Source organism: [Haemophilus] ducreyi (genome assembly GCF_900109315.1).
Lineage (GTDB): Bacteria > Pseudomonadota > Gammaproteobacteria > Enterobacterales > Pasteurellaceae > Haemophilus_B > Haemophilus_B ducreyi.
On the sequence record NZ_FOJC01000010.1, the window covers coordinates 14,768 to 37,844 of the forward strand.

Consider the following 23,077-nt stretch of genomic DNA (forward strand, 5'->3'; position numbering starts at 1 on the left):
CCCCATCATAAATTATGATGGGGTTTATTTTCTGCTTGCATTAACACATAGTTATTAATGCTTTTTAATTAATTGCTGATTGTTGTGTTAAATTCAGGAATAACATCCTCTTTTAACTGTTCAAATTCAACATTTTCTTTAAAGTTAAACACTTTAATATGTTCATCATCTTTATTAGAAAAGAAATCATAATTTTGATCTAATTCTGCACTACGAATACCCAACCATTGACTAAAGCCATACATAAAATTAAAAGCACTACGTTTAGTATTGACCATTAGTCTTTCTGTATCATCACTGGAAATTTTAACAAAAGGTACTGCATAATTTGATTTAAACTCTTCGCCATAATCTAACGTTAATTTTTGTTTATCTGTCTTATCAATATGATGTAATCCATGATCAGAAAAATAAATGAGAGAATAACTTTGTCCGGTCGATTTTAATGCATCTACTACATTTTCAATCAACTTATCCGTTTTCAAAATACTATTAACATAACAACACATATCTTCATTCATAAAAGTTAACTGTTTCTCTTTTGCAGTAATCCGATCACAAAAAGGTGCATGGCTACCCATTAAATGAAGAACAAATAATCGCCCTCGTTTTTCTACTAATTTATTTAGCGCTAAACGCTGTTTTAACTGTTCAACCAATTTAAAATCATCTTCATTATTAGTATTAAAACCACCTACTTTAGTAAAATAAGAAAAATCAGAAGTTCGCCCCATACGACTAGCAATCGTATCATATTTACCAATGCTTCCTTGATTTGAAAACCAATTCGTTTCAAAATTTGCGCCTTTAGCAAGTGTAATAATATTATAAGCGTAATCCCTTTTACCGGTTTGTTTTAAATATAACGATTTTAATAATGAATGATATGTCGCCGGCGCACTAGCAATATAACCCGCATTAATATAACCGTTGGTCCTATCTAAAAATGGTGTCGTTGGTAATGTAAAACCATAAGTTGCTAAATAATCTCGTCTAGCACTTTCACCAATAATTAATACATAATTATCATAACGCGGTTCTACTTGAGTAATTTGCCACGGGCTAGGTTTGGTTGAAACAACCAGTAACTCCTGCTTCTCCTGATAATAATGAGTTATACTGTCATAAATATTGGCATAAAATGAAACAATATTGACCGGACTATTCGCCAACGTCCAATCTCGATCCTCTTCTGCAACGTATGAACCTAAATAAAATCTAGTAGGTTCAAAAAGAAGTGTAAAAATAAAAGTCGCAGAAAGAACAATATAAAGCTGCCGCTTACGCTTATCATATGGGCTAGGTTTATTATATTTCTTTAAACGAATCAAAATTACCGCAAATAAAATATAACATATAGGAAATAATAAATGCTCCAATCTAATTCTTTCTAGAAAACCCAACAATTCAGAAATATTCGTTTCTAGAAACGCAGCCACAATTCCAGAATTTAATGAACCATAGCGTAGATAAATAGGATAATATAACGAAAGCGTAATACTAAGAAAAATAATTACCCAGGTAAAAAGCCGTTGATTAAAAGCATAAATTAAATATAAAAGGATAAATACGCTTATAACAGAGTATTCTGTACTTTTCTCTGGTGATATCATTACAGACAAAAAAGAAAATAATAATAACCAAATATAAAATAAACGATAATGTAAATAAGCAAATAATTTTTTGATCATAATAATCTATAAAATAAGGTCAGCAGAAATAAAATAGACCCCTTGTTAAAACAAGCGGCCTAAAAATTATCGATTTAACCATTCTTCATCTAAGGTTAAATCTTCATTCAAATTGATACTAATACCTTTAGCCAATACATCACGTGCAATTTGATGAGCATCTTCTAGAGAATGTTCTGAAAATGTACCGCATTGATAAATATTCAGCTCAGGAATTTGTGTAACATCAGATACTTTGGTTAATATATCATGCATAGCATTTTTCCATGCATTTGCGACCGCTTGTGCGCTTGGCTCACCAATAAGCGACATATAAAACCCTGTTCGGCAACCCATCGGTGAAATATCAATAATTTCCACCTTATCGCTATTTAAATGATCACGCATAAACCCCGCATAAAGGTGTTCTAACGTATGAATACCTTTAGACGACATAATCTCCATATTAGGGCGACAAAAACGTAAATCAAACACAGTAATTAAATCGCCTTTCGGCGTAGTGATGGTTTTAGCAACTCTTACTGCTGGTGCATTCATACGAGTGTGATCAACTTTAAAACTATCTAATAAAGGCATATTTTACTCCAAATTATGCATAATCAAGACTATTCTGCGATTGCTTGATCCCAACTTAATGCTTTGGCTGGAATCTTGCGTTGTAATAAAAAACGGCGGTTTGGTTTGGCTTGTGGCTCAACGACTCTAGTCGATGGCGTTAAAAATTCAATACCGCCTTTCAACAATTGTGCCATTGTACCTGAATTCAGGCTAACGCCTTGTAAAGAAATATCCATCGTATAACCAGAAGCAGCCCAAAATTGCGTATTATTACGAATTAAATGCTGATATTGCTTTTCAATCGCTAAATGAATTTGGATACGGTCAGCTAACTCACTTAATTGTAACCGTTGCACAATCCCAACTTGTAAACCGCGATATAACACAGGCGCATTCACTTCAATTCCTCGTGCATCACTGGTCTCAACAATGATAGGGAAATTATTCGCATACGTGGTTTTATTTGTATCGGTATCAATCAAATTAAATTCTGTAGCTAATCCGCCATTTCCTGCTTCAACATCAATATAATTTTGTAATACTGCATCAATGTTTTTTACACCACTGGGCGTCACTTCAGGCGAAATAGCAGTAAAACGACTACCCTCTTTGGCAATAATGGAATAATACGGCGCTTCAATATAAGCGGTTAATTTTATCTGTTTTTTAGCATTTTGTAATGCTAGCGTTTCAATTTGACCAATGGTTAATCCGATATATTTAATGGCCATACCTTTGAATAATTTGCTTGCATCTTTGGCAATCAAACTGATACGCGTCTTATTAGCGGTCGCTTTTATACGATTTGCATATAAAGTTCGATCCATTTTATCACCGCCATTATCAATGCTAATAGCACCTCTTAATGTTCTCATTAATGGCGCTGATTGAATATTTAATCCTTTCGCAGATAATTCAGCCGCTATTGCGGATTCAACCCAAAAACGACTTTTGTTGCCGATGAGCTGACGATAAGCCGGTTCAATATATACTTCCACGTCAAATTTCTGTGATTGTGGTTTAACGTTTAATACTTCACCAATTTGATAATTACGATAAAGCACTACAGCGCCTTTATCAATGCCTTCTAATTCACTTGCTGAGAGTGTTAAAGTAGGCTGTTTTATATCGCTTAAAATCCCCGCTTGTGCATTATCAATATCTTTATAAAGTGGATATTGTTTTTTGGCAATCCCTTGCACTTTACCCTCTAATAAACGAATACCGCCTTGCAACCAATGGCTTGGTGAGCCGGCTTTGACACGTAAACCATCTAAACCAACCGCTACATCTAAATGTGCAATCGCCATAAATTTACTATTCTCACCCACTAAGTAGCGATAAGCAGGAAAAATAATGCCTTGCAAGGTAACACCATCAACGCTTAATGTTCGCTTAAGTAATTCACCAATTTTGACGTCGTTATAATAGATCCCTTGACCTTCTTCCACGCCGTAAGCTTTAGGTGCAAAAAAAGTCAGTGCCAACATATCTGGCCTAGAGAGTAAGTAATCACTTTCTTTCTCAACCGTAAATGTTCTCTTAGCTAAACCATTGCCGGCTTTCACTTCAAAATAAACGCCACGTAATAATTGACCTATGTTAGTCAACTGTTCCGCATTTAAATTAAACTTGGGTTCCTTAAGTAAAATTGTCGATTGTTCACGAAATAAATGTGTATAATTAGGATCAACCAACAACCTACCACGTAACATTGCATTTTCTTCTACTCGCTCAATCTCTTTATTATCAATTGGCATAGCTTCAATGAAAGATAAAACACCTACTTGTGTATTTTGATAAAACACCGGGGTTTCATTTACTTTTAAACTAGTAATAGCAGGCACAGTAATATTAACGTCCACACCGCGTTGGGCTGATTTTAAATCCGCGTAGAGATCAAACCTACTGGCTTGTTCAGCAAGCGTAGAATCTTCAGGTGAATCAAAAGACACCGCGCCTTGAATCACAGAGGCTAAACTATCCACATTGACTGCCAGCCCCGAAAAACTGATATTCGCATTAAGCCCACTAATATTCCAAAAACGGCTATTTTGCTTAACTAAATGCGCATATTTTTTATTAATGACAACATCAATTTCAACTTTTTGCTTATCTTCTGTAAAACGATAATTTGCAATATTTCCTACTGGCACTTTACGAAAGTAAACACTTGCACCAATGGTAATTGAACCTAAATCACTTGCAATTAAATGTACTAATAAATCGCCATCAGTTACCGTAGCCGCAGGCTGTTCATCTTGCGCAATAAAATGATTTGTAATCGCGCCATTACCCGGCGCTAGTGTAATATAATTGCCTGACACTAAGGCGTCTAAACCAGAAACACCGGCGATGGAAGCGCTCGGTTTTACTAACCAAAAGGTGGTACCTTCACGCAGTACTGATTTTGCTTCTGAATTAATTTGTGCCTGCACTTCCACTTTTTTTAGATCATCAACAAAATAGACCTTCTTCACTTGCCCAATTTGTAAACCTTGATAACGAACAATCGTCTTGCCAGCAACAATACCATCGCCAGCATTAAAGCGAATTTTAATCGTCTCACCTTGTTCTTTCAGAATTTGGAAAAAAAGTAACGCTCCGATAATGAAAGCAACAATCGGTAATAACCAAAAAGGTGAAATTTTACGTGGTTGTCTAATCATAGCGGCCACTGATTTTGGAATATTTTCTGTCATAATGTTAGCAATTATCTCATTTCATAAAGGCTGATTTAATAAAATTCTCTGAATAAGCGGTCAATTTTTATAAACAAATAATAAATATCCGCTCAATTTAACTCTTGATTTTTCATTGCTTTAAATAACATAAAACCGAAGGTTTAAGCAACCTTCGGTATTTCTACAAATAGCTAAATAAATGACGCCCTTGTCATCTAGCATAATTAATTTAATCTTTTTTATCTTTTGAATCACAGTGAGAAATATCATTACATTTTGCATATAAATATAAACTATGAGTAGCTAATTTCATTCCGTGCTGTTCGCTAATCTCGCGCTGACGACGTTCAATATCAGGATCTTTAAATTCAAACACTTTGCCACAATCCATACAAATAATATGATCATGTTCGTGATCCACATTCAATTCAAATACGGCTTTGTTTGAATCAAAGTTATGGCGAAGTAAAATGCCCACTTCTTCAAATTGATTTAAGACACGGTAAACCGTTGCTAAACCGATATCAGAAGACTGCTCTAATAACAGTTTATAAATATCTTCCGCAGAAAAGTGTTGCATTTCTTCGCGGTATTGTTGCATTAATGCAAGGATAGTTAAACGAGGCTCAGTGACTTTCAAGCCTACACTTTTAAGCAGTTTTGTATTTTCTTCAGACATAACTGTCACCTTTTGCTGAATTTTATTAATTATGCTAGTTGATCTAAGCACATTTCTTCAAAGATTTGCTTAGACCAACGGCTGACACGCTCGCTTGTTAACTCTGGTTGACGGTCTTCGTCAACACATAAACCAACAAAGGTATGTTCATCAACAAGCGCTTGAGAAACCTCAAAGTTATAGCCCTCTGTTGACCAATGACCTACAATTACACCACCATTCTGCTCGACTACATCACGAATCGTTCCCATTGCATCACAGAAATATTCGGCGTAGTCTTCCTGGTCTCCACAACCAAAAATACCCACGACTTTACCACCGAAGTCAATTTGTTTTAAGGTCGGCATAAAGTCATCCCAATCTGCTTGAGATTCACCATAATACCAAGTTGGAATACCTAATAGTAAGAAATCATACCCTTCAATATCTTCTTTAGAACTCTTAGCGATATCACGAACATCAATCAGATTCGCACCGATTTCTTTTTGGATCATTTTTGAAATATTTTCAGTGTTCCCAGTATCACTACCGTAGAATAAACCTACTACTGCCATGTTAATTTACCTATTTGCGCTCTGAATCAATAGTATTGCTATTGATATAATTATTTAAAATCATTTCGATTAACTGCCCTCGTGTCATTCCGAGTTGGGAAGCCTCTTTTTCCAAAGATAACACCAGATCTGAATGCAGTTTTAATTCAACGCGTTTAAGCCCTGACGACCGATCTCGTTTTAGCTGATTACGTTTATTAATTCTGACTTGTTGTTCTCGGCTAAGAGGATTAGTGCGTGGTCGCCCAACTTTTGGCATGCTTGCGAACAAATCTAAAGTTATACAATCTGCGTCTTGTTTTGCCATTTGTTTCACATGATGGGCTTTGCCTATCGTCCTAATAGAAAAAGCTAATTGAGAATGAGAAGCTACTACTTTCTAATAAAGTCAAACTATATCACACTAATTCAGTCTTGAAAATTCTACTCGTTAAATTTCCAACTGATTTTGTAAACTTTTATTCCGTCAATTTACATCTATATCTTTGATTTGCATAAATTGCACCATAACATAAAATTTAGCCCGCTTACACTATTCCTTAATATCAGCAAATGCGGCTTGTAAAACTGTTGCTAGATCTTGGGGCGCAATTTCCACGTCTAAGCCGCGTTTGCCCCCTGACACAAATATCGTAGCAAAATCTTTGGCTGACTGATCGATTATTGTCATTAATTTATTTTTCTGACCAAAGCGGGCTGATGCCTCCTAATAAATAACCGGTCACTTTTTGGGCTATATCTTTATCCGCCATTGTTACTTTTTTGACCGCTAATGCCTGTGCTGCACGTTTCAAATTCAAATTATTTGCCACTGGCACAACCATTACTGCTAGTTTTTTCTGATCGCCATTTTCAGCGACTAACAATGTTTTAAAGACTTGTGCAGCCGATAAATCTAATTTTTCGACCGCTTCTTGTCCAAAATTATGATTTTGCGGATCGTGTGGATAAGGATGAAGTTGATAAGCAATTTTTTGTTTGTTAAGCAGATTGATTGCTGGAGTCATTGTTTTTTTCCTATAAGTTATGATTAAAAATCAGTTACAATTACTCTCTTCTATGCATGCATATAAAAAGGAGTAAACATAATGTCAGAGATCCATTTAGCCATTGCAACAGATTTTAGCTTAGCTTCAAAGTTACTTGAAGCATTAGAAAAGAGTGATTTGCCTTTAAAACATATTTCTGCTGTAGAAATTGAACCCTTTGGCGAAGAACAATCGCTTTATAGCGGAAGCAAAGCAATTGAACAAATTCCGTTAGCCGAAGTGAATTGGGCTAAATTTAGCCATGTATTTTTTGCAGGAAATATGTCACAAGCAGAAGTGCTTGCAGAAGCAGTAAAAGCGGACTGTATTGTACTTGATTTATACGGCATTACTGCTTTAATCGATAATATTCCGGTTATTGTGCCAAGTGTTAATGATGAGGCGATGACTCAATTACGTGAACATAATATTGTTGCCTTAGCCAACCCGCAAATTTCACAATTAGCATTGGCATTAAAACCGTTACTCAATCAACCTATTAGCCATGTTTTAGTCAGTTCATTACTCCCTGCCGCTTATTTTGGCGATGAAAAAGTTAAACAATTAGCCGGTCAAACTGCCCGCTTATTAAATGGCATTCCATTTGATGAAAATGCAGAACGGATTGCCTTTGATGCCGTGCCCGCAAATATTCAAGCAGAGGAGAAAAAATTACCTTTCTCACGTGTTTTTGAATTACAACTTGCCAAAATATTGCCTAATTTGAGCGCTTGTACAACATTCCACGCCATTCAAATACCCATATTTTATGGGGTAGCACAAATGGTTACCGTGCATTCTGAATATCCATTAGCAATCGAAGCGATCAGCGATCAGTGGCAACAACAAGCTTGGTTAAACTTCCACGAACAACAGGTGATCACACCGGTTAAAAACGGTGAAAATGAAGAAGAAAATAACTTACAAATCAGCCAGTTACTCTCTAAATCAGACCACACGGCACAATTCTGGTCCGTCGCCGATGAACAAAAATTTAGCTTAGCATTCCTTACGGCGCAATTATTTAGATTAGTGCTAGATTATTGATCGCTTTATTATATAAGGTATCTATTTTTAATGAAAACGTTTGATGTTGTAATTATTGGTGCAGGAGCTTCTGGCTTATTTTGTGCGTCACAATTAAGCCAAGCAGGTAAACGTGTGGCAATACTTGATGCTGGCAAAAAAATAGGTCGTAAAATTTTGATGTCTGGCGGTGGATATTGTAATTTTACCAACCTTGAAGTAACGGCAAACCACTACATCAGTCAGAATCCGCATTTTGTCAAATCAGCATTAGCGCGTTATACCAATTGGGATTTTATTAGCTTAGTGGCAACATATGGCATTAACTATCACGAAAAAGAATGCGGTCAGCTATTTTGCGATGATGGCTCCCAACAAATTGTCGATTTATTAGCTACAGAATGTGCTAAAGGCCAAACGACCATTTTGCTCAAACAAGCTGTATTGAATGTGACGAAAGAAGCAGAAAATTTCACTATTTCGACCGCTTCTGATACCTTTCAAGCACCACATTTAGTCATAGCTACAGGTGGCTTATCAATGCCCGCCTTGGGTGCAACGCCTTTTGGTTACAAAATTGCAGAACAATTTGCCATTCCTATTATTGCGCCACGCGCGAGTTTAGTGCCGTTAACCTGGAAAGAAAGCGATCAGCATTTTGCGGTATTATCAGGTATTTCTTTACCGGTTAGCGTGACTAATCGAGGAAAAACATTTAGCAACCAAATGTTATTTACTCATCGAGGTTTATCTGGGCCCGCTATTTTGCAGATCTCAAACTATTGGGATCTAGGTGAAATGATTACAATTAATTTATTGCCGGCAGATAACATTCAGACTATTTTAACCACACTACGCCAATCTTCGCCAAAATTGCAGTTAAAAACCGTTTTATCACGCTATTTACCGAAAAAATTAGTCGATCTCTGGTTTGAACAACAAATAATGAAAGATAAAGTGATTGCACAATTGAATAAAACAGAATTAGCATTTCTCTTTCAATTTATTCATCAGTGGCAATTTTTACCGAATGGCACTGAGGGCTATCGCACCGCAGAAGTGACGATGGGAGGGGTAGACACCGCCTTTATTTCTTCAAAAACAATGCAAGCAAATAAAGTAAAAGGCCTATATTTTATCGGTGAAGTATTAGACGTAACCGGTTGGTTAGGTGGCTATAATTTCCAATGGGCGTGGTCATCTGCTTTTGCTTGCGCAGAAGGCATTTTAAGTGAATATTAGGCAACACGATAAAATGAAAAAAGGCTGTTGTAATGACTACAACTGCTTTTTCTCATTTACGTTTTAAAAATTAACGAGCACGGAAAATGATACGTGCTTTACTTAAATCGTATGGCGTCATCTCAACGGTTACTTTATCGCCCGTTAAAATACGTATATAGTTTTTACGCATTTTACCAGAAATATGCGCTGTCACTATGTGGCCATTCTCCAACTCAACACGGAACATCGTGTTTGGTAATGTTTCTAAAATTGTACCTTGCATTTCAATGCAATCTTCTTTAGCCATTGATTCCTCTTTAAATTAGGGTTTAATATAAACAAAAAAACGGCAGTCATTATACTCTGATAAGCTTAAATTACAATCATTTCTAATTACTTACGATTGAAACGGCGCCGTTGTGAATGAAAACGTTGAGCTTGTTTTTTGGTTGAAAAAGTCGGCAGTTTAACAATTGAATGAAGTGAGTGCGCTCTTGGGCGTAAGAAATAATGAATACTACTCGCAAATAAAGCGCCCGCTACTAATAAAATAATCAGTTGTGCATACAGTTGATGAAACAATTGTTCAATTTTACTTTGCGTGGTCTGACCGTATTGTGAATCAAACATAACACGCAAAAAACCTATTAGATTTTGCTGAGTAAGAATAGGCTCAACAATTTGCTGAGTTAGCGGTTGACTCCCTTCTTCTAACAATATTTTTTTAAACTGTAACGCATTGTGGCTTTGAGCAATTAAACTGCCATTCGCTGCATATAAGTTCGCATCAATCACAAATTCTTCTTTAGCAAAGGCATCTAATGCTTCAATTAATTCATCATTATTGACATTTTTAACTAACATTAATGAAAATAACTTGGCTTGCTGGCGCACCAATAAATGCGACAAGTTAGATACTTGATTAACACTCGCAAGTTGTGATCCTAATTTAAATTGATTCACACCATTTAAGATAACACTCACAATCATTACACAAACGACAATGATGCCAGCCAACAACGTTGTTTTAATTACTTTTTCACGGGTTAAATACATCGGTTAATTGATCGGGAAGAATTGATAATAGATAATTAAACGAGCATTATCTATGCTCTATCTACAATTGTCCATTAAAAAGAGCACATTATGCACGGTGAAAATGACTTAATGATGTGAAAAACTACCGCTTTTGGCGGGGGATTACTCACTAAACCAATAGTTCAAGCACAAGCTAAAATTGTGGTAAACTTGGACGAATTAACTGCATTATGATGTATTTTAGTTAATGCAAATGATTTGTTTAATAATAAAGCATAAGGAAATTAAAAAATGCCATCTTTTGATATTGTCTCAGAAATCACCTTGCACGAAGTTAGCAATGCGGTCGAAAATGCCAATCGAGTATTAACAACGCGTTATGACTTTCGTGGTGTAGAAGCCATCATTGAACTCAATGAAAAAAACGAAAGCATCAAATTAACCACTGAATCAGAATTTCAATTAGAACAATTAATTGAAATGTTAATCAGCGCTTGTGTCAAACGAGGTATTGAACATAGCTCATTAGATATTCCAACCGATGCAGAACATCACGGTAAACTTTATTCAAAAGAAATTAAGTTAAAGCAAGGTATTGAAACCGAAATTGCCAAAAAAATCACTAAGTTAATCAAAGATGCAAAAATCAAGGTACAGGCTCAAATCCAAGGCGATCAAGTACGTGTTACCGGTAAATCACGTGATGATTTACAAGCAACTATTCAGCTAATTAAAACCGCTGAACTGGGTCAGCCGTTTCAATTCAATAACTTTAGGGATTAGCTGTAATCTGTAGCCATAAACTTCAGCTTAATCCTAAATCTGATCATCTCTAGCTAATCTCTGCGTGAGATGATTTTTTATTCACTCTTTTCTGAATAATAATGCGGATTATCAGACCGCTTGAAAGGTTATTTTACCCCACATTCTTCGCATAAGTAACGAATATCAATCTCTATCGGAACCGCTATTTACTTAATATCACAAAGAGCAAAAGCAAAATTTTGAAGTCATTCACATTTCTTAAATAAATACCTATCAATGTGCATAAACTTAATTTACTTTATTGAACTATGTTACTAGAATGGCAATGCACTCTGGTGCTTTTATTTGAAGTTTTTACCTATTTATTTTTATTTTTTTATAAGGTTTTATCATTATGTTATGGTTTTTCTTTTGTGTAGCAATGCTTTTAGTTGGCTACTTTATTTACGGAAAAGTGGTTGAACGGATCTTTACGATCAATCCCCAAAAAATGACCCCTGCTCATGCAATGAGTGATGGTGTTGATTATATGCCAATGTCAAAAACCAAAATTTGGCTGATTCAATTATTAAATATCGCAGGCACCGGTCCTATTTTCGGGCCAATCTTAGGTGCATTATATGGTCCTGTTGCAATGCTTTGGATTGTTCTAGGTTGTATCTTCGCAGGTGCAGTACATGATTATTTCTCTGGTATGTTAAGCGTCCGTAACGGCGGTGCAACAATGCCTGTATTAGCCGGCAAATACTTAGGCCGTCCTGTCAAAGTCTTCATCAATGTAATGGCATTACTTTTATTATTACTCGTTGGTGTTGTATTCGTTGCTAGCCCTGCGCAATTAATGGCCACTATTACAATGGATGTATTAGGTGGTACTAGTGGTGCATTACAGTTAAATGATGCTGAAACAGTTCACCAATCATTACAAACGACAGGTTTAACGGTTTGGGGAATGGATAAAGCGACGATTATTTCCGTTTGGATACTCATCATCTTCTGTTACTACATTTTAGCGACATTATTGCCGGTAGATAAAATCATCGGTCGTATTTACCCGCTATTTGGTGCATTACTATTATTTATGTCTATCGGTATGGTATATGGCTTAGTGTCTGCACACTTTAGCGCACAAGATCCAATTGATTTCTTCCGGACTATTAATGCTGATGGTCAAGGATTAACGTGGGAAAAATTCACGCAGAATTTCCAAGTTAAAGGTGATGTTCCTATATGGCCTTTATTGTTCCTTACTATTTCTTGTGGTGCATTGTCAGGCTTCCACGCAACACAATCACCTTTAATGGCGCGTTGTGCTAACAACGAAAGTGATGGTCGTTTCATTTTCTACGGCGCAATGATTACTGAAGGCTTAATTGCATTAGTATGGTGTACTGTTGGGCTTTCATTCTATGAAAATCCACAAATGCTACAAGATGCTATTTCAGCAGGCTCACCATCTAAAGTTGTTTATGATAGTTCATTACATTTCTTAGGTTTTATTGGTGGTATTTTTGCAGTATTAGGTGTGGTGGTATTGCCAGTCACTTCGGGTGATACTGCATTCCGTGCAGCACGTTTACAATTAGCGGAAATCTTCAAAATTGAGCAACGTTCATTAACTAAACGCCTAATGATTGCAATCCCATTATTTACGCTTGGTTTTATCGTTTCAAAAATCGACTTTAGTGTATTATGGCGCTACTTCACGTGGGCGAACCAAACAACAGCAATGATTATGTTATGGACAGCAGCAGCCTACCTTTATCGTTATAAAAAATTCCATTGGATATGTTCAATTCCTGCTTGGTTTATTACTACCGTTTGTTCAACATATTTATTTTATAACAAAATCGGATTCGGCCTTGATTACCAACTTTCTGTTTATCTTGGCTTTGCTGCAACTATTATCTGTATTGTGATGTTCTTCAAATTACTCAAACCACTAGGTGATAATGATGAAGCAGCATATGTAGAAAACTAATTATTGATTGATAAATAAAAAGCGGGGACAATTTCCTTGCTTTTTATTTTAAATATTAATTATGTTATTTTTCGACACTCATACCCATTTAGACTATTTAGCTGATCAACTTGAGCTTCCTTTTAGCCAAATTGTTAACCAGGCAACAAAAGCTCAAGTTAAACGCTTAATGCTGGTCGCAGTATCTGCCAAAAATTTTGCAAAAATAACCGCTTATGCACAACTATACCCTCAGTATTTAGTTTACGGTTTAGGTTTACATCCACTCTATATTGCACAACATCAATATACTGATTTAGATTTACTCGCAAGCCACCTAACAAAACAAGACCAACAATGCACCGCGATTGCAGAAATTGGACTTGATAAAGGCATAGCAACAATTGCTACCACCGCAATGTGGTATAAACAATGTGAATTCTTAGAAGCACAGCTTGCGCTCGCCAAACAGGCAAACTTAGCGGTAAGTTTACATTCACGTAACACGCATGATCAGCTCGCTGTTTTACTCAAAAAAAATCCATTAACTAAAACAGGGGTAATTCATGCTTTTAGCGGTAGCTATCAACAAGCTAAACGCTTTATTGAATTAGGCTATAAATGCCCGTTTTTGGCTATCAAGGGCAAGCTAACCAACCTGAACGAATCAAACTGATTTTTGAGGCACTTTGTCAATTACGTTCTGAATCAGCTGAACAAATTAGCCAAACGATTTGGCAAACCAGTGAAAAACTTTTTTGGCCGAGCTTATCTTAATGATAAGCAACGGTAATCACACCCAAAATGGCGTAAGGTAAACTTACACCATTCTGATAAAAAATTATCGCATAGTTACAAACTCTTCTGAGCCGGTTGGATGAATAGCCACCGTATTATCAAAATCTGCCTTTACTGCACCCATTTTAATCGCCACCGCAAAGCCTTGTATCATTTCATCAACACCAAAGCCTATACCATGCAAGCCAACAATCTTTTCTTGTTCGCCTATACACACCAACTTCATTCGGCAAGGTTGACGATGTTGAGTAACTGCGGTGTACATTGCGGTAAATGATGAAGTATAAACTTTAACATTCTCTGCACCATACTGCTCAATTGCTTGTGGTTCAGTTAACCCAACAGTACCTATCGGAGGATGACTAAACACTACGGTTGGCACTAGAGAATAATCTAAATGCTCATTTGGTTTGTTATTGAATAAACGCTCTGCTAAACGGCGACCAGCCGCCACGGCTACTGGCGTTAGTTCAATGCCACCTTCAATAATATCGCCTACCGCATAAATGCCCGTGACGTTCGTATTTTGGAATTTATCTACTTTAATAAAACCACGGCTATTTGTTTCAACACCGGCGGCGGCTAGATTTATTACATCCGTTGTAGGCTCACGACCAATGGCCCACACTAAACAATCAACTTCAGTCTGACGCCCATCTTGTAACGTGAGCGTTAAAGATCCATCTGCATTTTTAACGACTTGTTTTGATATCGCTTGTGTATGCAATTTAATATTTTGCTGTGCTAATACGGCTAATAATGTATCAACAATTAATGGATCTTGAGTCCGTAACGGTGCGTGTTGGCGAACAAATAAATGTGTTTCAACCCCAAAACTGTTAAATACGCCCGCTAGCTCAACTGCAATATAGCCCGCGCCCACAATCGCAACACGCTTTGGTAATTCAGTTAAAGCAAATATACCATTCGAATCAATGCCATATTCTGCACCGATTACCTCAGGAATCGTTGGGCATCCACCCGTAGCAATTAAAATATGATCTGCAGTCAAGTTCTCGGTCGAGCCATCTGGGTAATGCACTTCAATTGTTTTAGGATCAACAAAACGTGCAAAACCATTGAATACATCAACATTATTTTTAGATAATACCTGTTGGTAAGAACTATGAATCCGCGAAATATAGGCTTGTCGGCTCGCCACTAGCTTTTTAAAATCAAATTGATTAAGGCTCACATCAAAGCCATAATCTTCAGCATAATGATTAATTGCATCGGCAATATGTGCACCATAAAACATTACTTTTTTAGGTACACACCCCACATTAACACAAGTACCACCTAACTGTTTTGCTTCAATAATTGCACATTTTTTACCATAACTTGCAGCACGGTTAATAGAAGCAATACCCCCACTTCCACCACCAATTGCAATATAGTCATAATGTTTACTCATAATTTTTTTCCTATTCTCAATATATTAAAAGCGGTCTAATTCTAACTGCTTTTTAGCTAAAAGTACTCAATTATTATAATAGGCTCAAAGTAGTTAATGACTACCTTATTGCCTAAGCATAAAAAATAAGCCCTTATCAATAAGGGCTTACTTTGTCAGGCTAATAACTTATGAATTTCTCAATGCTTCAATGCGCTTTTCAAGCGGTGGATGACTCATAAACAATTCTTTAGAGCGAATACCATTGATCATAAATGCAGATAATGAACCTTGTATTTCTTGTGGTTCGTGTACATGTCTTAGACGCTCTAAAGCGGCAATCATTTTCTCTTTGCCAACTAATTGTGCCGAACCCATATCTGCACGATATTCTCGATAACGTGAAAACCACATAGCGATCATTGTCGCTAATATGCCGAAAATCATTTGTAGTGCAATATCCACTACCCAAAACACTAATGTATTTTGAGTTGAATTGCCATTTTCATCACGTGAGCCTGAAACCGCCGTTGAAATCATTCTAGATAAAAAAATCACAAACGTATTTAGTACGCCTTGCAATAAAGTCATTGTAACCATATCACCATTAGCAATATGCGCAATTTCATGTGCTACGACCGCCTCAGCTTCATCTTCAGTCATATTGTCTAACAGGCCGGTACTCACCGCGACTAAAGAATTATTTTTAGTCGCACCCGTTGCAAACGCATTGACATCAGCAGAATGATAAATCGCAATATCTGGCATTGGAATACCTGCTTTTTGTGATTGGCGTTGCACCGTATTAAATAACCACTGTTCTGCTTGGTTTCTCGGTTGTTGAATCACTTCAGCGCCTACAGAACGTAATGCCATCGATTTTGACATAAATAGCGAAATTAACGATCCGGTAAAACCAAATAACAAAGACATCATTAAAATACCGGTCGTACTTGTGCCTTGAATACCTGTCACTTGAAAAATAATATTCAATACGATACCAAGTACAAAAGTAATGGCTAAATTAGTTAATAAAAATAAAATCACTCTTTTTGACATACAAAAACAAAGCTCCCATAATTAAAGGTAATCTTTCACTATGATTGGGTAAATTTTCTAAAAATTCAAGTTTTTTGCTGTTTTTTCGCCAAAGTTTTAACCATTTATTAACTTTTATGCTCAAAAAACAACTAGTTAAAATTAAATAAAATCAGTCAAATTAATCACTTTATCAAGCCGTTTTACCACGGTGGCTTGAATATTTATGCGGCTAACTTAATGTTCACGTGTTTTGAAAAATACCACATCAGGACAACGTTCAATTGCTAAATTCAAGTTAACCATCGTTGACGCAATATAGGTTAAATTATCACCGCCATCTAATGCTAAATTTTGCTCATTTTTACGCTTAAATTCCTCAAATTTTTTCGCATCAGTACATTCCACCCAACGTGCTGTAGCGACATTAACCGTTTCATAAATCGCTTCCACGTTATATTCAGACTTCAGGCGTGAAACCACCACATCAAACTGTAAAACACCGACTGCCCCCACAATTAAATCATTATTTATTAATGGGCGGAATACTTGCACAGCCCCTTCTTCTGAAAGTTGTATCAAACCTTTTAATAATTGTTTTTGCTTAAGCGGATCTTTTAATCTGATACGGCGAAATAACTCAGGTGCAAAGTTTGGAATACCTATAAATTTAAGATTTTCCCCTTGAGTGAAAGTATCGCCAATCTGAATCGTGCCATGATTATGCAAGCCTATAATATCACCCGCATAAGCTTGTTCAGCTTGACTGCGATCACCTGCCATAAATGTTAAAGCATCATAAATTACGACCTCTTTGCCAAGACGTACGTGTTTAAGCTTCATACCTTTTTCGTACTTACCAGAAACAACACGCATAAAAGCCACACGATCGCGATGCTTTGGATCCATATTCGCTTGGATTTTAAACACAAAACCAGAAAATTTTTGTTCTGCACTTTCAACCGTACGCATATCGGCTACCCGCGCTTGTGGCTTCGGTGCCCATTCGGTTAAACCATCTAAGAAATGATCAACACCAAAATTACCTAATGCCGTACCAAAAAAGACCGGTGTTAATTCACCATTGATAAAGGCTTGGTGATCAAATTCATTGGAAGCACCTTGAACCAACTCTAGCTCTTCACGTAATTGGTTAGCTAAATCATCACCTACCATCACATCTAATTCGGGATTGTCTAATCCTTTTACCACCTGAATCTCTTGAATCGTAGATCCTTGTCCAGATTTATACAAATACGTTTCATCTTTAGCGAGGTGATAGACGCCTTTAAATAATTTGCCACACCCAATAGGCCAAGTAATAGGTGCACAACGAATTTTTAAAATGCTTTCCACTTCATCTAATAATTCCATTGGATCACGAATATCGCGATCTAACTTATTCATAAAAGTTAAAATCGGGGTATCACGTAAGCGAGTCACTTCCATTAATTTAATGGTACGTTCCTCAACACCTTTAGCTGAATCAATTACCATTAAACAGCTATCTACCGCAGTTAAAGTGCGATAAGTGTCTTCCGAGAAGTCTTCATGCCCCGGTGTATCTAATAAATTCACTAAACAATTATTATACGGAAATTGCATTACCGAAGTAGTAATAGAAATACCACGTTGTTTTTCCATTTCCATCCAGTCTGATTTCGCGTGTTGACTTGAACCTTTACCTTTGACAGAACCTGCCGTTTGAATTGCATTGCCGTATAAAAGCACTTTCTCAGTAATCGTGGTTTTACCTGCATCAGGGTGCGAGATAATCGCAAAAGTACGACGTTTATTAACTTCTTGTGGATATGACATTTTTTCTCTTAATCACATAAATAAAAAAGGTGGATAAGCCACCATAAAAATGGCTTTATTTTCGCTGATTTAGCCGCTAATAACAACCTCGATTACAAAATTTCTGTCAGCCCAACCGATTTTTTGCTTGCGATTATTGGTTAACTACATACTAGAATGGTAAGTAAAAAGCCTTAAGAAAATCTTAAGGCTTTTTATATTATCTCAACTTAGCGAGATCAACTGACAACAGTTAATTGGCCTGCATACAGGATAAAATAACGTAAGCACAGTACACCGATTAGATCTAATACAGAAACCAAAACAATAAACTTAACATTATGTTTTAATTTATAATGTGCAAATAAATTAGCGACAAGCGGTATTAAAATACCAATAAAAATCACACCTATCCAAAATACCATTCCCCAAAATCCTGATAACGCATTTTGTAAGGCTAATGTCTTATCACCTCCTCCGAAATGTAACCCGACAAAGAAAGCAATGATTAAACCTAATTCAGTTACCATAATTGGCACTTCAAATTTATGCATAAAATGCACTTCTTGGCTTTCACCGGATAATTTACCCACTAATAAAATCATTAAAAACGTTGCTGCAATCCCTGATGATACGCCTGATGCTAAAAATAATGGCGGTAATACAGGATTATTCAGCATAGGATAACTGACTAAAGCAGACAGTAAAAAACCGGTATAAGCACCTAATACAGCAGCAAAAATGAATAAAATAAATTCTATTATTTTCAGTAAGCGTTTTTCAGCAACATTAAGCCAACATAATAAAAATTTAAAGATCGGCAAATAGCGATTAATTAACACCGCTACCGTGTCTTTAAACATAATGGCGATCCAAATGGTCAGCATAGCTATATAGAGTTGGAATAACATAACGCCCATTGACATTACTGAAGTACTGCTATAATTAAACATTAATTTCCAAAATGACCACGGCTTGGTTAAATGGAAAATTAATAATTTTAAACCAATTAAGGTTGGCACAGTACCCAAAATAGCGGCACTACGAATCACCCAGTTTTCACTTGGCTTTTCAATTTTGACACTATTTCTAAATGCAATCGCTAATTGTACTGCACCAGAAGAGATACCTAGCAAGAACAAATAAATTGCAATGGTACTATCCCAGACAAGATTTGGCGTTTGAAATGGCACGTATTCATTCATTATCTATGCTCCCCCTTACCAAATGGAATATGATATAAATTTGGTTCAGTGCCTAATGCGACTTTAGTACGATAAACCGGATTATTCTTCACTTTTTGAAAAACAGCGCTGTTCGAATCATTCATATCACCAAACGTTAATGCCTTAGTTGGACACGCCTCAACACAAGCGGGTTGTTTACCTTCCGCCAAATTAGTATCACGACAGAAATTACATTTATCTGCCGACTTTTTCTCAGGATGAATAAAACGTACTCGATATGGACAAACCGCAATACAATATTGACAACCAACACAGAGATCTGAATCTACATCAACAATACCTGTGTTAGGATCAACAAATGAAGCACCGGTTGGACATACCGCAACACAAGGTGCATTAGTACAATGTTGGCAAGATCGACGGAAAAATTCATACTCAACATTAGGAAACTCGCCATAGGGCTCACTCCGAATAATCTCTAAACGAGAAACACCTTCAGGCACCTTATTAGTGGTACGACACGCATCCATACACGCCGTACAACCAATGCAAGAGGTTTCATCATGAACCATAGCATAACGAATATTTTTTTCTTTCTTATCAGTCGCAAGAGTGACTGAGGTAGCAAGCGATGAGCTTGCTACAACAGCGATAGCACCTACTCCTGAGACAAAATCTCTACGGGTGCAATTCATTATTTCATTCCTTTTTCTTCAGTTGATGATCTTAGTTTCTGTTGGCGAGCATGAACGTCAGCATGGCAATCTACACAAAGTTTAATATGTTGTTTTGCTTCAATACGTTTCATCGGATCATTTTCTGGATGAAGTTTATGACAACTGGCACAAGATATTTTATTGGCATGCGTATCATGCGCCCAGAATTTCTCACGCAATTTTTCAGGTGAATGGCAAGCCATACACACTTGATTTTGTTCATCGACAGTCCGCTCAAGTGCAGGGTTTGCTGACTCACCAAAACCACTAAAACGCATCACATCTTTCACACCTTTGCGATGTTGCTCTGAAATATTACCGTGACAACTTACACAAGTAATTGGCTGACCATTGTTTAGGCTTAATGTATCTTTCTGGAAATGTTTACCACTATGATGAAAATCTTGACCGGTTGCATTAGCCGACGTATGGCATTGCACACAATATTTATTTGGATCGTGACGGAATTCATTATCTATTTTCACGCTACTCGTGTGTTCATTCCAAAGCGGTTTTGGTTGAGCGGGCATTTCAGCATTAGCCGTTAAAATCGCGAAAAAACTTGATAAAACTACCGCTTGGAGGGCAAAAACTTGCCCTACTTTTGAGATTATTTTTTTCATTGTTCACCTCAATCCAAGCGTTATTTAGCATCTACTTTAGGTGTCGTCACTGATTTTGGCGTAACTTCAGGTAATAACCCTCTTTCACGCGCTTGTCTTTCCCACTGTGGCACAACGGTACGTAAAAACGCATCTTTAGCCGCTTGATCTTTAGCAATATCAATACCAACCGCTTTTTGTGCCTTTTCTCTTGTTGAAATATCTGGCATCACAATAGGTGTCTCAACGCCGTGTTTGGTTAACACCACGCCAAGTTTCGCACGTGCATCAGCAACACGATCCAACCCGGTTGCGATAGTGTGCAACATAACATCTGGCGCATGGAAATGGTTACCATGTCCTGCGGCAGAATAATCCCAACGCCATTGAGCATGACGAATTGCCATTAAAATGTCTTGCATTTCTTCTGCTGTTGCCCCCGCATCCCAAGCTACTTTCGCCTCAAAATGCGCTTTAACAATTTGATCTTCTAAGCGAATCATTGCTTCTTTTACTTGGGCTTTATGTTCTTTCACACGATCTTGTAATGTTTGCTTACTCTGTTCATGGCATGTTTTACACGTTGCATCAAAGCGATCAAATGGATTGCCAATTTTGTGTTCCGTATAAACTTTACCGTCTTTATCTTTAACTTTTGGCATATGGCAATCAATACACGTAACACCATTTTTACCGTGTACCCCTTGTGACCAAACCTCAAAATCTGGATGCTGAGTTTTTAACATAGGCGCTTTAGATAATGCGTGAGTCCAATCCGTAAATTGAGATTCATCGTAATATTTCTCAATACTATCTACATCAACACCTTTCGCCCATGGGAAAGTAACATCTTTTTTATCTTTGAAATAATATTCAACGTGACAATTACTACACACTGCCACACGCTTATCATGTTTATCTAAATCTTCAAATCTCCATCCTACAGATTCTAATGCACGCAATACATGAGGACGCGCAACACGTAACGCCGGTTTCCCTTCTTCAAACGCTTTTGAAGTTGTTTCGTGACAGTCAGCACAACCAATGGAATTAACAATTTCTGCACCATATTTTGCCCATTTAGGATCAAAATAACCCCGCTCACCTTTTTCTTCAATTAAGCGAGGTACATCAGGGCCTTTACATGTCCAACAAGCCATTGGTTGCGGACCATCATTTTCATCTTTAGGGGCACCTGTACGTAAAATTTCACGCACATCAGTGACTGCATAATAATGGCCACGTGGTTTATTATATTCTTTTGCAAATGCATAACCTGCCCATAACACGACAAGACGAGGATCAGCCTCTAATGCGCTACTACGATCAGTCGATTCAGCAGTCGCTTTCCAAGAGTCGTATTGCAATCGATATTTTTCAGCAAACTTATGATTAGCTGATTCTACTACCACGCCTAATTTTTCATGTTTTAAGGCTTTATCTGTTAACGACTCAGGTTGATTAGTTGGTGTTTCAGCCCAAGCAGATACCGATAAACAGCCTAGCATTGCAATGGTTGCCATTACTCTGCTTTTAGTTAAATATTTCACGTTAGGTCCCCCACAAAAACTTTATCGGAAATGAGAATGTTTCTTATTAAAAACAACAAGATAAACAATAAAATTGCAGATGGAGCATAAAATAAAATCAACTTGCTTTACTACCGGTAATTTTACTTTTATTGAAATAAATCAATAAAAAATCAGAAACAACGGTTTGAAGACACCCCATTTTTACACTAAATAAAAATAACTTTTATTTACCCAAATCATTTTTCTGTTTTCATCCAGCTTCTCGCTATATACGCCCCGTTCAATCATCTAGATTAAGAAAAATAAACGCGTAACCAACAGTAAGATGATGGCATTCCTGCTCGCTTTAAGTTAAGCTAGCGTCAATTCAACATATATCACTATAAATACTGAGAATGGTTATGATTTGGTATAAAGCGCTTTTCTCCTTTTAATGGCAGACTCAATCGCCAAGGATTTTGGATTGGATTTGGCATTAACTTTATCTTCTTATTTATAATTGCTAATTTCGGGCCAAAAGTGACCGCTCTCAGCCTGACAATGGTATTACCTTTGCTATTAGCAAGTTACAGTTGCGTGGCAGTAATCATTAAACGGTTACATGATCGCAATCGTTCCGCCCGTGCTATTTTGATGATGTTTATACCGCTAATATGCTATGGTGTTTCACTTGCTACACAAGGCACAATGCTATTACTAGAATGGGGCGTTTTCAAAAGCTATCCTCAAGCTAACCAATATGGCGAAAAAGGGGAAACTTTTTGTTTCACGTAAATTTACCTCACAAACAACACGCTTAGCCAACCG

General features: G+C 36.8%; 19 protein-coding genes and 3 pseudogenes. 6 read left to right on the top strand and 16 right to left on the bottom strand.

Annotated features, from left to right (window positions below; translation table 11 throughout):
* Positions 1 to 68 precede the first annotated feature (68 nt).
* The 7 genes and pseudogenes from BMX01_RS07085 to ybaK form a co-directional block, all read right to left on the bottom strand.
* Positions 69 to 1,691, bottom strand: coding sequence for a phosphoethanolamine transferase (locus BMX01_RS07085; protein ID WP_074648010.1), 1,623 nt, complete (start codon positions 1,689 to 1,691; stop codon positions 69 to 71).
* Positions 1,692 to 1,757: 66 nt separating this feature from the next.
* Entirely contained in the window at positions 1,758 to 2,267 is a 510-nt protein-coding gene (luxS, locus tag BMX01_RS07090) for an S-ribosylhomocysteine lyase (RefSeq protein WP_064083421.1), read from the bottom strand.
* A gap of 29 nt (positions 2,268 to 2,296) precedes the next feature.
* Positions 2,297 to 4,951, bottom strand: a complete 2,655-nt coding sequence (locus BMX01_RS07095; RefSeq protein WP_064082548.1) for a PqiB family protein — start codon at positions 4,949 to 4,951, stop codon at positions 2,297 to 2,299.
* A gap of 211 nt (positions 4,952 to 5,162) precedes the next feature.
* Complete coding sequence (gene fur, locus BMX01_RS07100; RefSeq protein ID WP_064082547.1) at positions 5,163 to 5,612, bottom strand: ferric iron uptake transcriptional regulator; 450 nt, start codon at positions 5,610 to 5,612, stop codon at positions 5,163 to 5,165.
* Between the two features lie 29 nt (positions 5,613 to 5,641).
* On the bottom strand, positions 5,642 to 6,166 hold the full coding sequence (gene fldA / locus BMX01_RS07105) for a flavodoxin FldA (protein ID WP_064083420.1): 525 nt from the start codon (positions 6,164 to 6,166) through the stop codon (positions 5,642 to 5,644).
* 10 nt (positions 6,167 to 6,176) lie between these two features.
* Positions 6,177 to 6,473, bottom strand: a complete 297-nt coding sequence (ybfE, locus tag BMX01_RS07110) for a LexA regulated protein (protein WP_010944389.1) — start codon at positions 6,471 to 6,473, stop codon at positions 6,177 to 6,179.
* A gap of 225 nt (positions 6,474 to 6,698) precedes the next feature.
* Positions 6,699 to 7,173 (bottom strand): annotated as a pseudogene (gene ybaK / locus BMX01_RS07115) (Cys-tRNA(Pro) deacylase).
* 81 nt (positions 7,174 to 7,254) lie between these two features.
* Between ybaK and BMX01_RS07120 the strand changes: the two are divergent.
* Together BMX01_RS07120 and BMX01_RS07125 are read left to right on the top strand one after the other, a co-directional pair.
* Positions 7,255 to 8,241 (top strand): oxidoreductase, encoded by a 987-nt coding sequence (locus BMX01_RS07120; protein ID WP_064082545.1) that lies wholly within the window; start codon positions 7,255 to 7,257, stop codon positions 8,239 to 8,241.
* 30 nt (positions 8,242 to 8,271) lie between these two features.
* The gene (locus tag BMX01_RS07125) at positions 8,272 to 9,462 is read left to right on the top strand and encodes a BaiN/RdsA family NAD(P)/FAD-dependent oxidoreductase (protein WP_064083419.1); all 1,191 of its coding nucleotides are present in this window, start codon (positions 8,272 to 8,274) and stop codon (positions 9,460 to 9,462) included.
* A 70-nt stretch (positions 9,463 to 9,532) separates the two neighbouring features.
* On the opposite strand, the gene infA is transcribed toward BMX01_RS07125, so the two are convergent.
* Positions 9,533 to 9,751, bottom strand: a complete 219-nt coding sequence (infA, locus tag BMX01_RS07130; RefSeq protein WP_005705342.1) for a translation initiation factor IF-1 — start codon at positions 9,749 to 9,751, stop codon at positions 9,533 to 9,535.
* 86 nt (positions 9,752 to 9,837) lie between these two features.
* The gene (locus BMX01_RS07135; protein WP_064082543.1) at positions 9,838 to 10,500 is read right to left on the bottom strand and encodes a YtjB family periplasmic protein; all 663 of its coding nucleotides are present in this window, start codon (positions 10,498 to 10,500) and stop codon (positions 9,838 to 9,840) included.
* Positions 10,501 to 10,773: 273 nt separating this feature from the next.
* Here BMX01_RS07135 and BMX01_RS07140 point away from each other — a divergent pair, with 273 nt between their 5' ends.
* From BMX01_RS07140 to BMX01_RS07150, 3 genes and pseudogenes are all read left to right on the top strand, one after another.
* Positions 10,774 to 11,265 carry a YajQ family cyclic di-GMP-binding protein gene (locus BMX01_RS07140; RefSeq protein ID WP_064082542.1) on the top strand — a complete coding sequence of 164 codons (492 nt, stop codon included), beginning with the start codon at positions 10,774 to 10,776 and terminating at the stop codon, positions 11,263 to 11,265.
* Positions 11,266 to 11,641: 376 nt separating this feature from the next.
* A complete protein-coding gene (locus tag BMX01_RS07145) occupies positions 11,642 to 13,228 on the top strand; it encodes a carbon starvation CstA family protein (protein ID WP_064082541.1) in 1,587 nt (528 codons plus the stop codon).
* Between the two features lie 61 nt (positions 13,229 to 13,289).
* Positions 13,290 to 13,984: pseudogene (locus BMX01_RS07150) on the top strand (TatD family hydrolase).
* Positions 13,985 to 14,048: 64 nt separating this feature from the next.
* Here BMX01_RS07150 and gorA read toward each other — a convergent pair.
* From gorA to nrfA, 7 genes are all read right to left on the bottom strand, one after another.
* Positions 14,049 to 15,419 carry a glutathione-disulfide reductase gene (gene gorA, locus BMX01_RS07155; protein ID WP_064082540.1) on the bottom strand — a complete coding sequence of 457 codons (1,371 nt, stop codon included), beginning with the start codon at positions 15,417 to 15,419 and terminating at the stop codon, positions 14,049 to 14,051.
* A gap of 168 nt (positions 15,420 to 15,587) precedes the next feature.
* Entirely contained in the window at positions 15,588 to 16,457 is an 870-nt protein-coding gene (gene htpX / locus BMX01_RS07160) for a protease HtpX (protein WP_064082539.1), read from the bottom strand.
* A 216-nt stretch (positions 16,458 to 16,673) separates the two neighbouring features.
* The gene (gene prfC, locus BMX01_RS07165; protein ID WP_064082538.1) at positions 16,674 to 18,254 is read right to left on the bottom strand and encodes a peptide chain release factor 3; all 1,581 of its coding nucleotides are present in this window, start codon (positions 18,252 to 18,254) and stop codon (positions 16,674 to 16,676) included.
* Positions 18,255 to 18,472: 218 nt separating this feature from the next.
* Entirely contained in the window at positions 18,473 to 19,438 is a 966-nt protein-coding gene (nrfD, locus tag BMX01_RS07170) for a cytochrome c nitrite reductase subunit NrfD (RefSeq protein WP_064082537.1), read from the bottom strand.
* On the bottom strand, positions 19,438 to 20,115 hold the full coding sequence (gene nrfC, locus BMX01_RS07175; RefSeq protein ID WP_064082536.1) for a cytochrome c nitrite reductase Fe-S protein: 678 nt from the start codon (positions 20,113 to 20,115) through the stop codon (positions 19,438 to 19,440). The genes nrfD and nrfC overlap by 1 nt, the downstream gene beginning before the upstream one ends.
* Entirely contained in the window at positions 20,115 to 20,759 is a 645-nt protein-coding gene (gene nrfB / locus BMX01_RS07180; protein ID WP_064082535.1) for a cytochrome c nitrite reductase pentaheme subunit, read from the bottom strand. Before nrfB ends, nrfC begins: the two co-directional genes overlap by 1 nt.
* A gap of 20 nt (positions 20,760 to 20,779) precedes the next feature.
* Positions 20,780 to 22,288 carry an ammonia-forming nitrite reductase cytochrome c552 subunit gene (nrfA, locus tag BMX01_RS07185; RefSeq protein ID WP_074648012.1) on the bottom strand — a complete coding sequence of 503 codons (1,509 nt, stop codon included), beginning with the start codon at positions 22,286 to 22,288 and terminating at the stop codon, positions 20,780 to 20,782.
* A 383-nt stretch (positions 22,289 to 22,671) separates the two neighbouring features.
* On the opposite strand from nrfA, the pseudogene BMX01_RS07190 reads away from it, so the two are divergent.
* Positions 22,672 to 23,044, top strand: a pseudogene (locus BMX01_RS07190) (DUF805 domain-containing protein).
* The last annotated feature ends 33 nt before the right edge of the window (positions 23,045 to 23,077 follow it).

Coding starts and splice junctions, on each gene's coding strand:
- BMX01_RS07085 (WP_074648010.1), bottom strand. CDS start 1,691: ATGATCAAAAAATTATTTGCTTATTTACATTATCGTTTATTTTATATT.
- luxS (WP_064083421.1), bottom strand. CDS start 2,267: ATGCCTTTATTAGATAGTTTTAAAGTTGATCACACTCGTATGAATGCA.
- BMX01_RS07095 (WP_064082548.1), bottom strand. CDS start 4,951: ATGACAGAAAATATTCCAAAATCAGTGGCCGCTATGATTAGACAACCA.
- fur (WP_064082547.1), bottom strand. CDS start 5,612: ATGTCTGAAGAAAATACAAAACTGCTTAAAAGTGTAGGCTTGAAAGTC.
- fldA (WP_064083420.1), bottom strand. CDS start 6,166: ATGGCAGTAGTAGGTTTATTCTACGGTAGTGATACTGGGAACACTGAA.
- ybfE (WP_010944389.1), bottom strand. CDS start 6,473: ATGGCAAAACAAGACGCAGATTGTATAACTTTAGATTTGTTCGCAAGC.
- BMX01_RS07120 (WP_064082545.1), top strand. CDS start 7,255: ATGTCAGAGATCCATTTAGCCATTGCAACAGATTTTAGCTTAGCTTCA.
- BMX01_RS07125 (WP_064083419.1), top strand. CDS start 8,272: ATGAAAACGTTTGATGTTGTAATTATTGGTGCAGGAGCTTCTGGCTTA.
- infA (WP_005705342.1), bottom strand. CDS start 9,751: ATGGCTAAAGAAGATTGCATTGAAATGCAAGGTACAATTTTAGAAACA.
- BMX01_RS07135 (WP_064082543.1), bottom strand. CDS start 10,500: ATGTATTTAACCCGTGAAAAAGTAATTAAAACAACGTTGTTGGCTGGC.
- BMX01_RS07140 (WP_064082542.1), top strand. CDS start 10,774: ATGCCATCTTTTGATATTGTCTCAGAAATCACCTTGCACGAAGTTAGC.
- BMX01_RS07145 (WP_064082541.1), top strand. CDS start 11,642: ATGTTATGGTTTTTCTTTTGTGTAGCAATGCTTTTAGTTGGCTACTTT.
- gorA (WP_064082540.1), bottom strand. CDS start 15,419: ATGAGTAAACATTATGACTATATTGCAATTGGTGGTGGAAGTGGGGGT.
- htpX (WP_064082539.1), bottom strand. CDS start 16,457: ATGTCAAAAAGAGTGATTTTATTTTTATTAACTAATTTAGCCATTACT.
- prfC (WP_064082538.1), bottom strand. CDS start 18,254: ATGTCATATCCACAAGAAGTTAATAAACGTCGTACTTTTGCGATTATC.
- nrfD (WP_064082537.1), bottom strand. CDS start 19,438: ATGAATGAATACGTGCCATTTCAAACGCCAAATCTTGTCTGGGATAGT.
- nrfC (WP_064082536.1), bottom strand. CDS start 20,115: ATGAATTGCACCCGTAGAGATTTTGTCTCAGGAGTAGGTGCTATCGCT.
- nrfB (WP_064082535.1), bottom strand. CDS start 20,759: ATGAAAAAAATAATCTCAAAAGTAGGGCAAGTTTTTGCCCTCCAAGCG.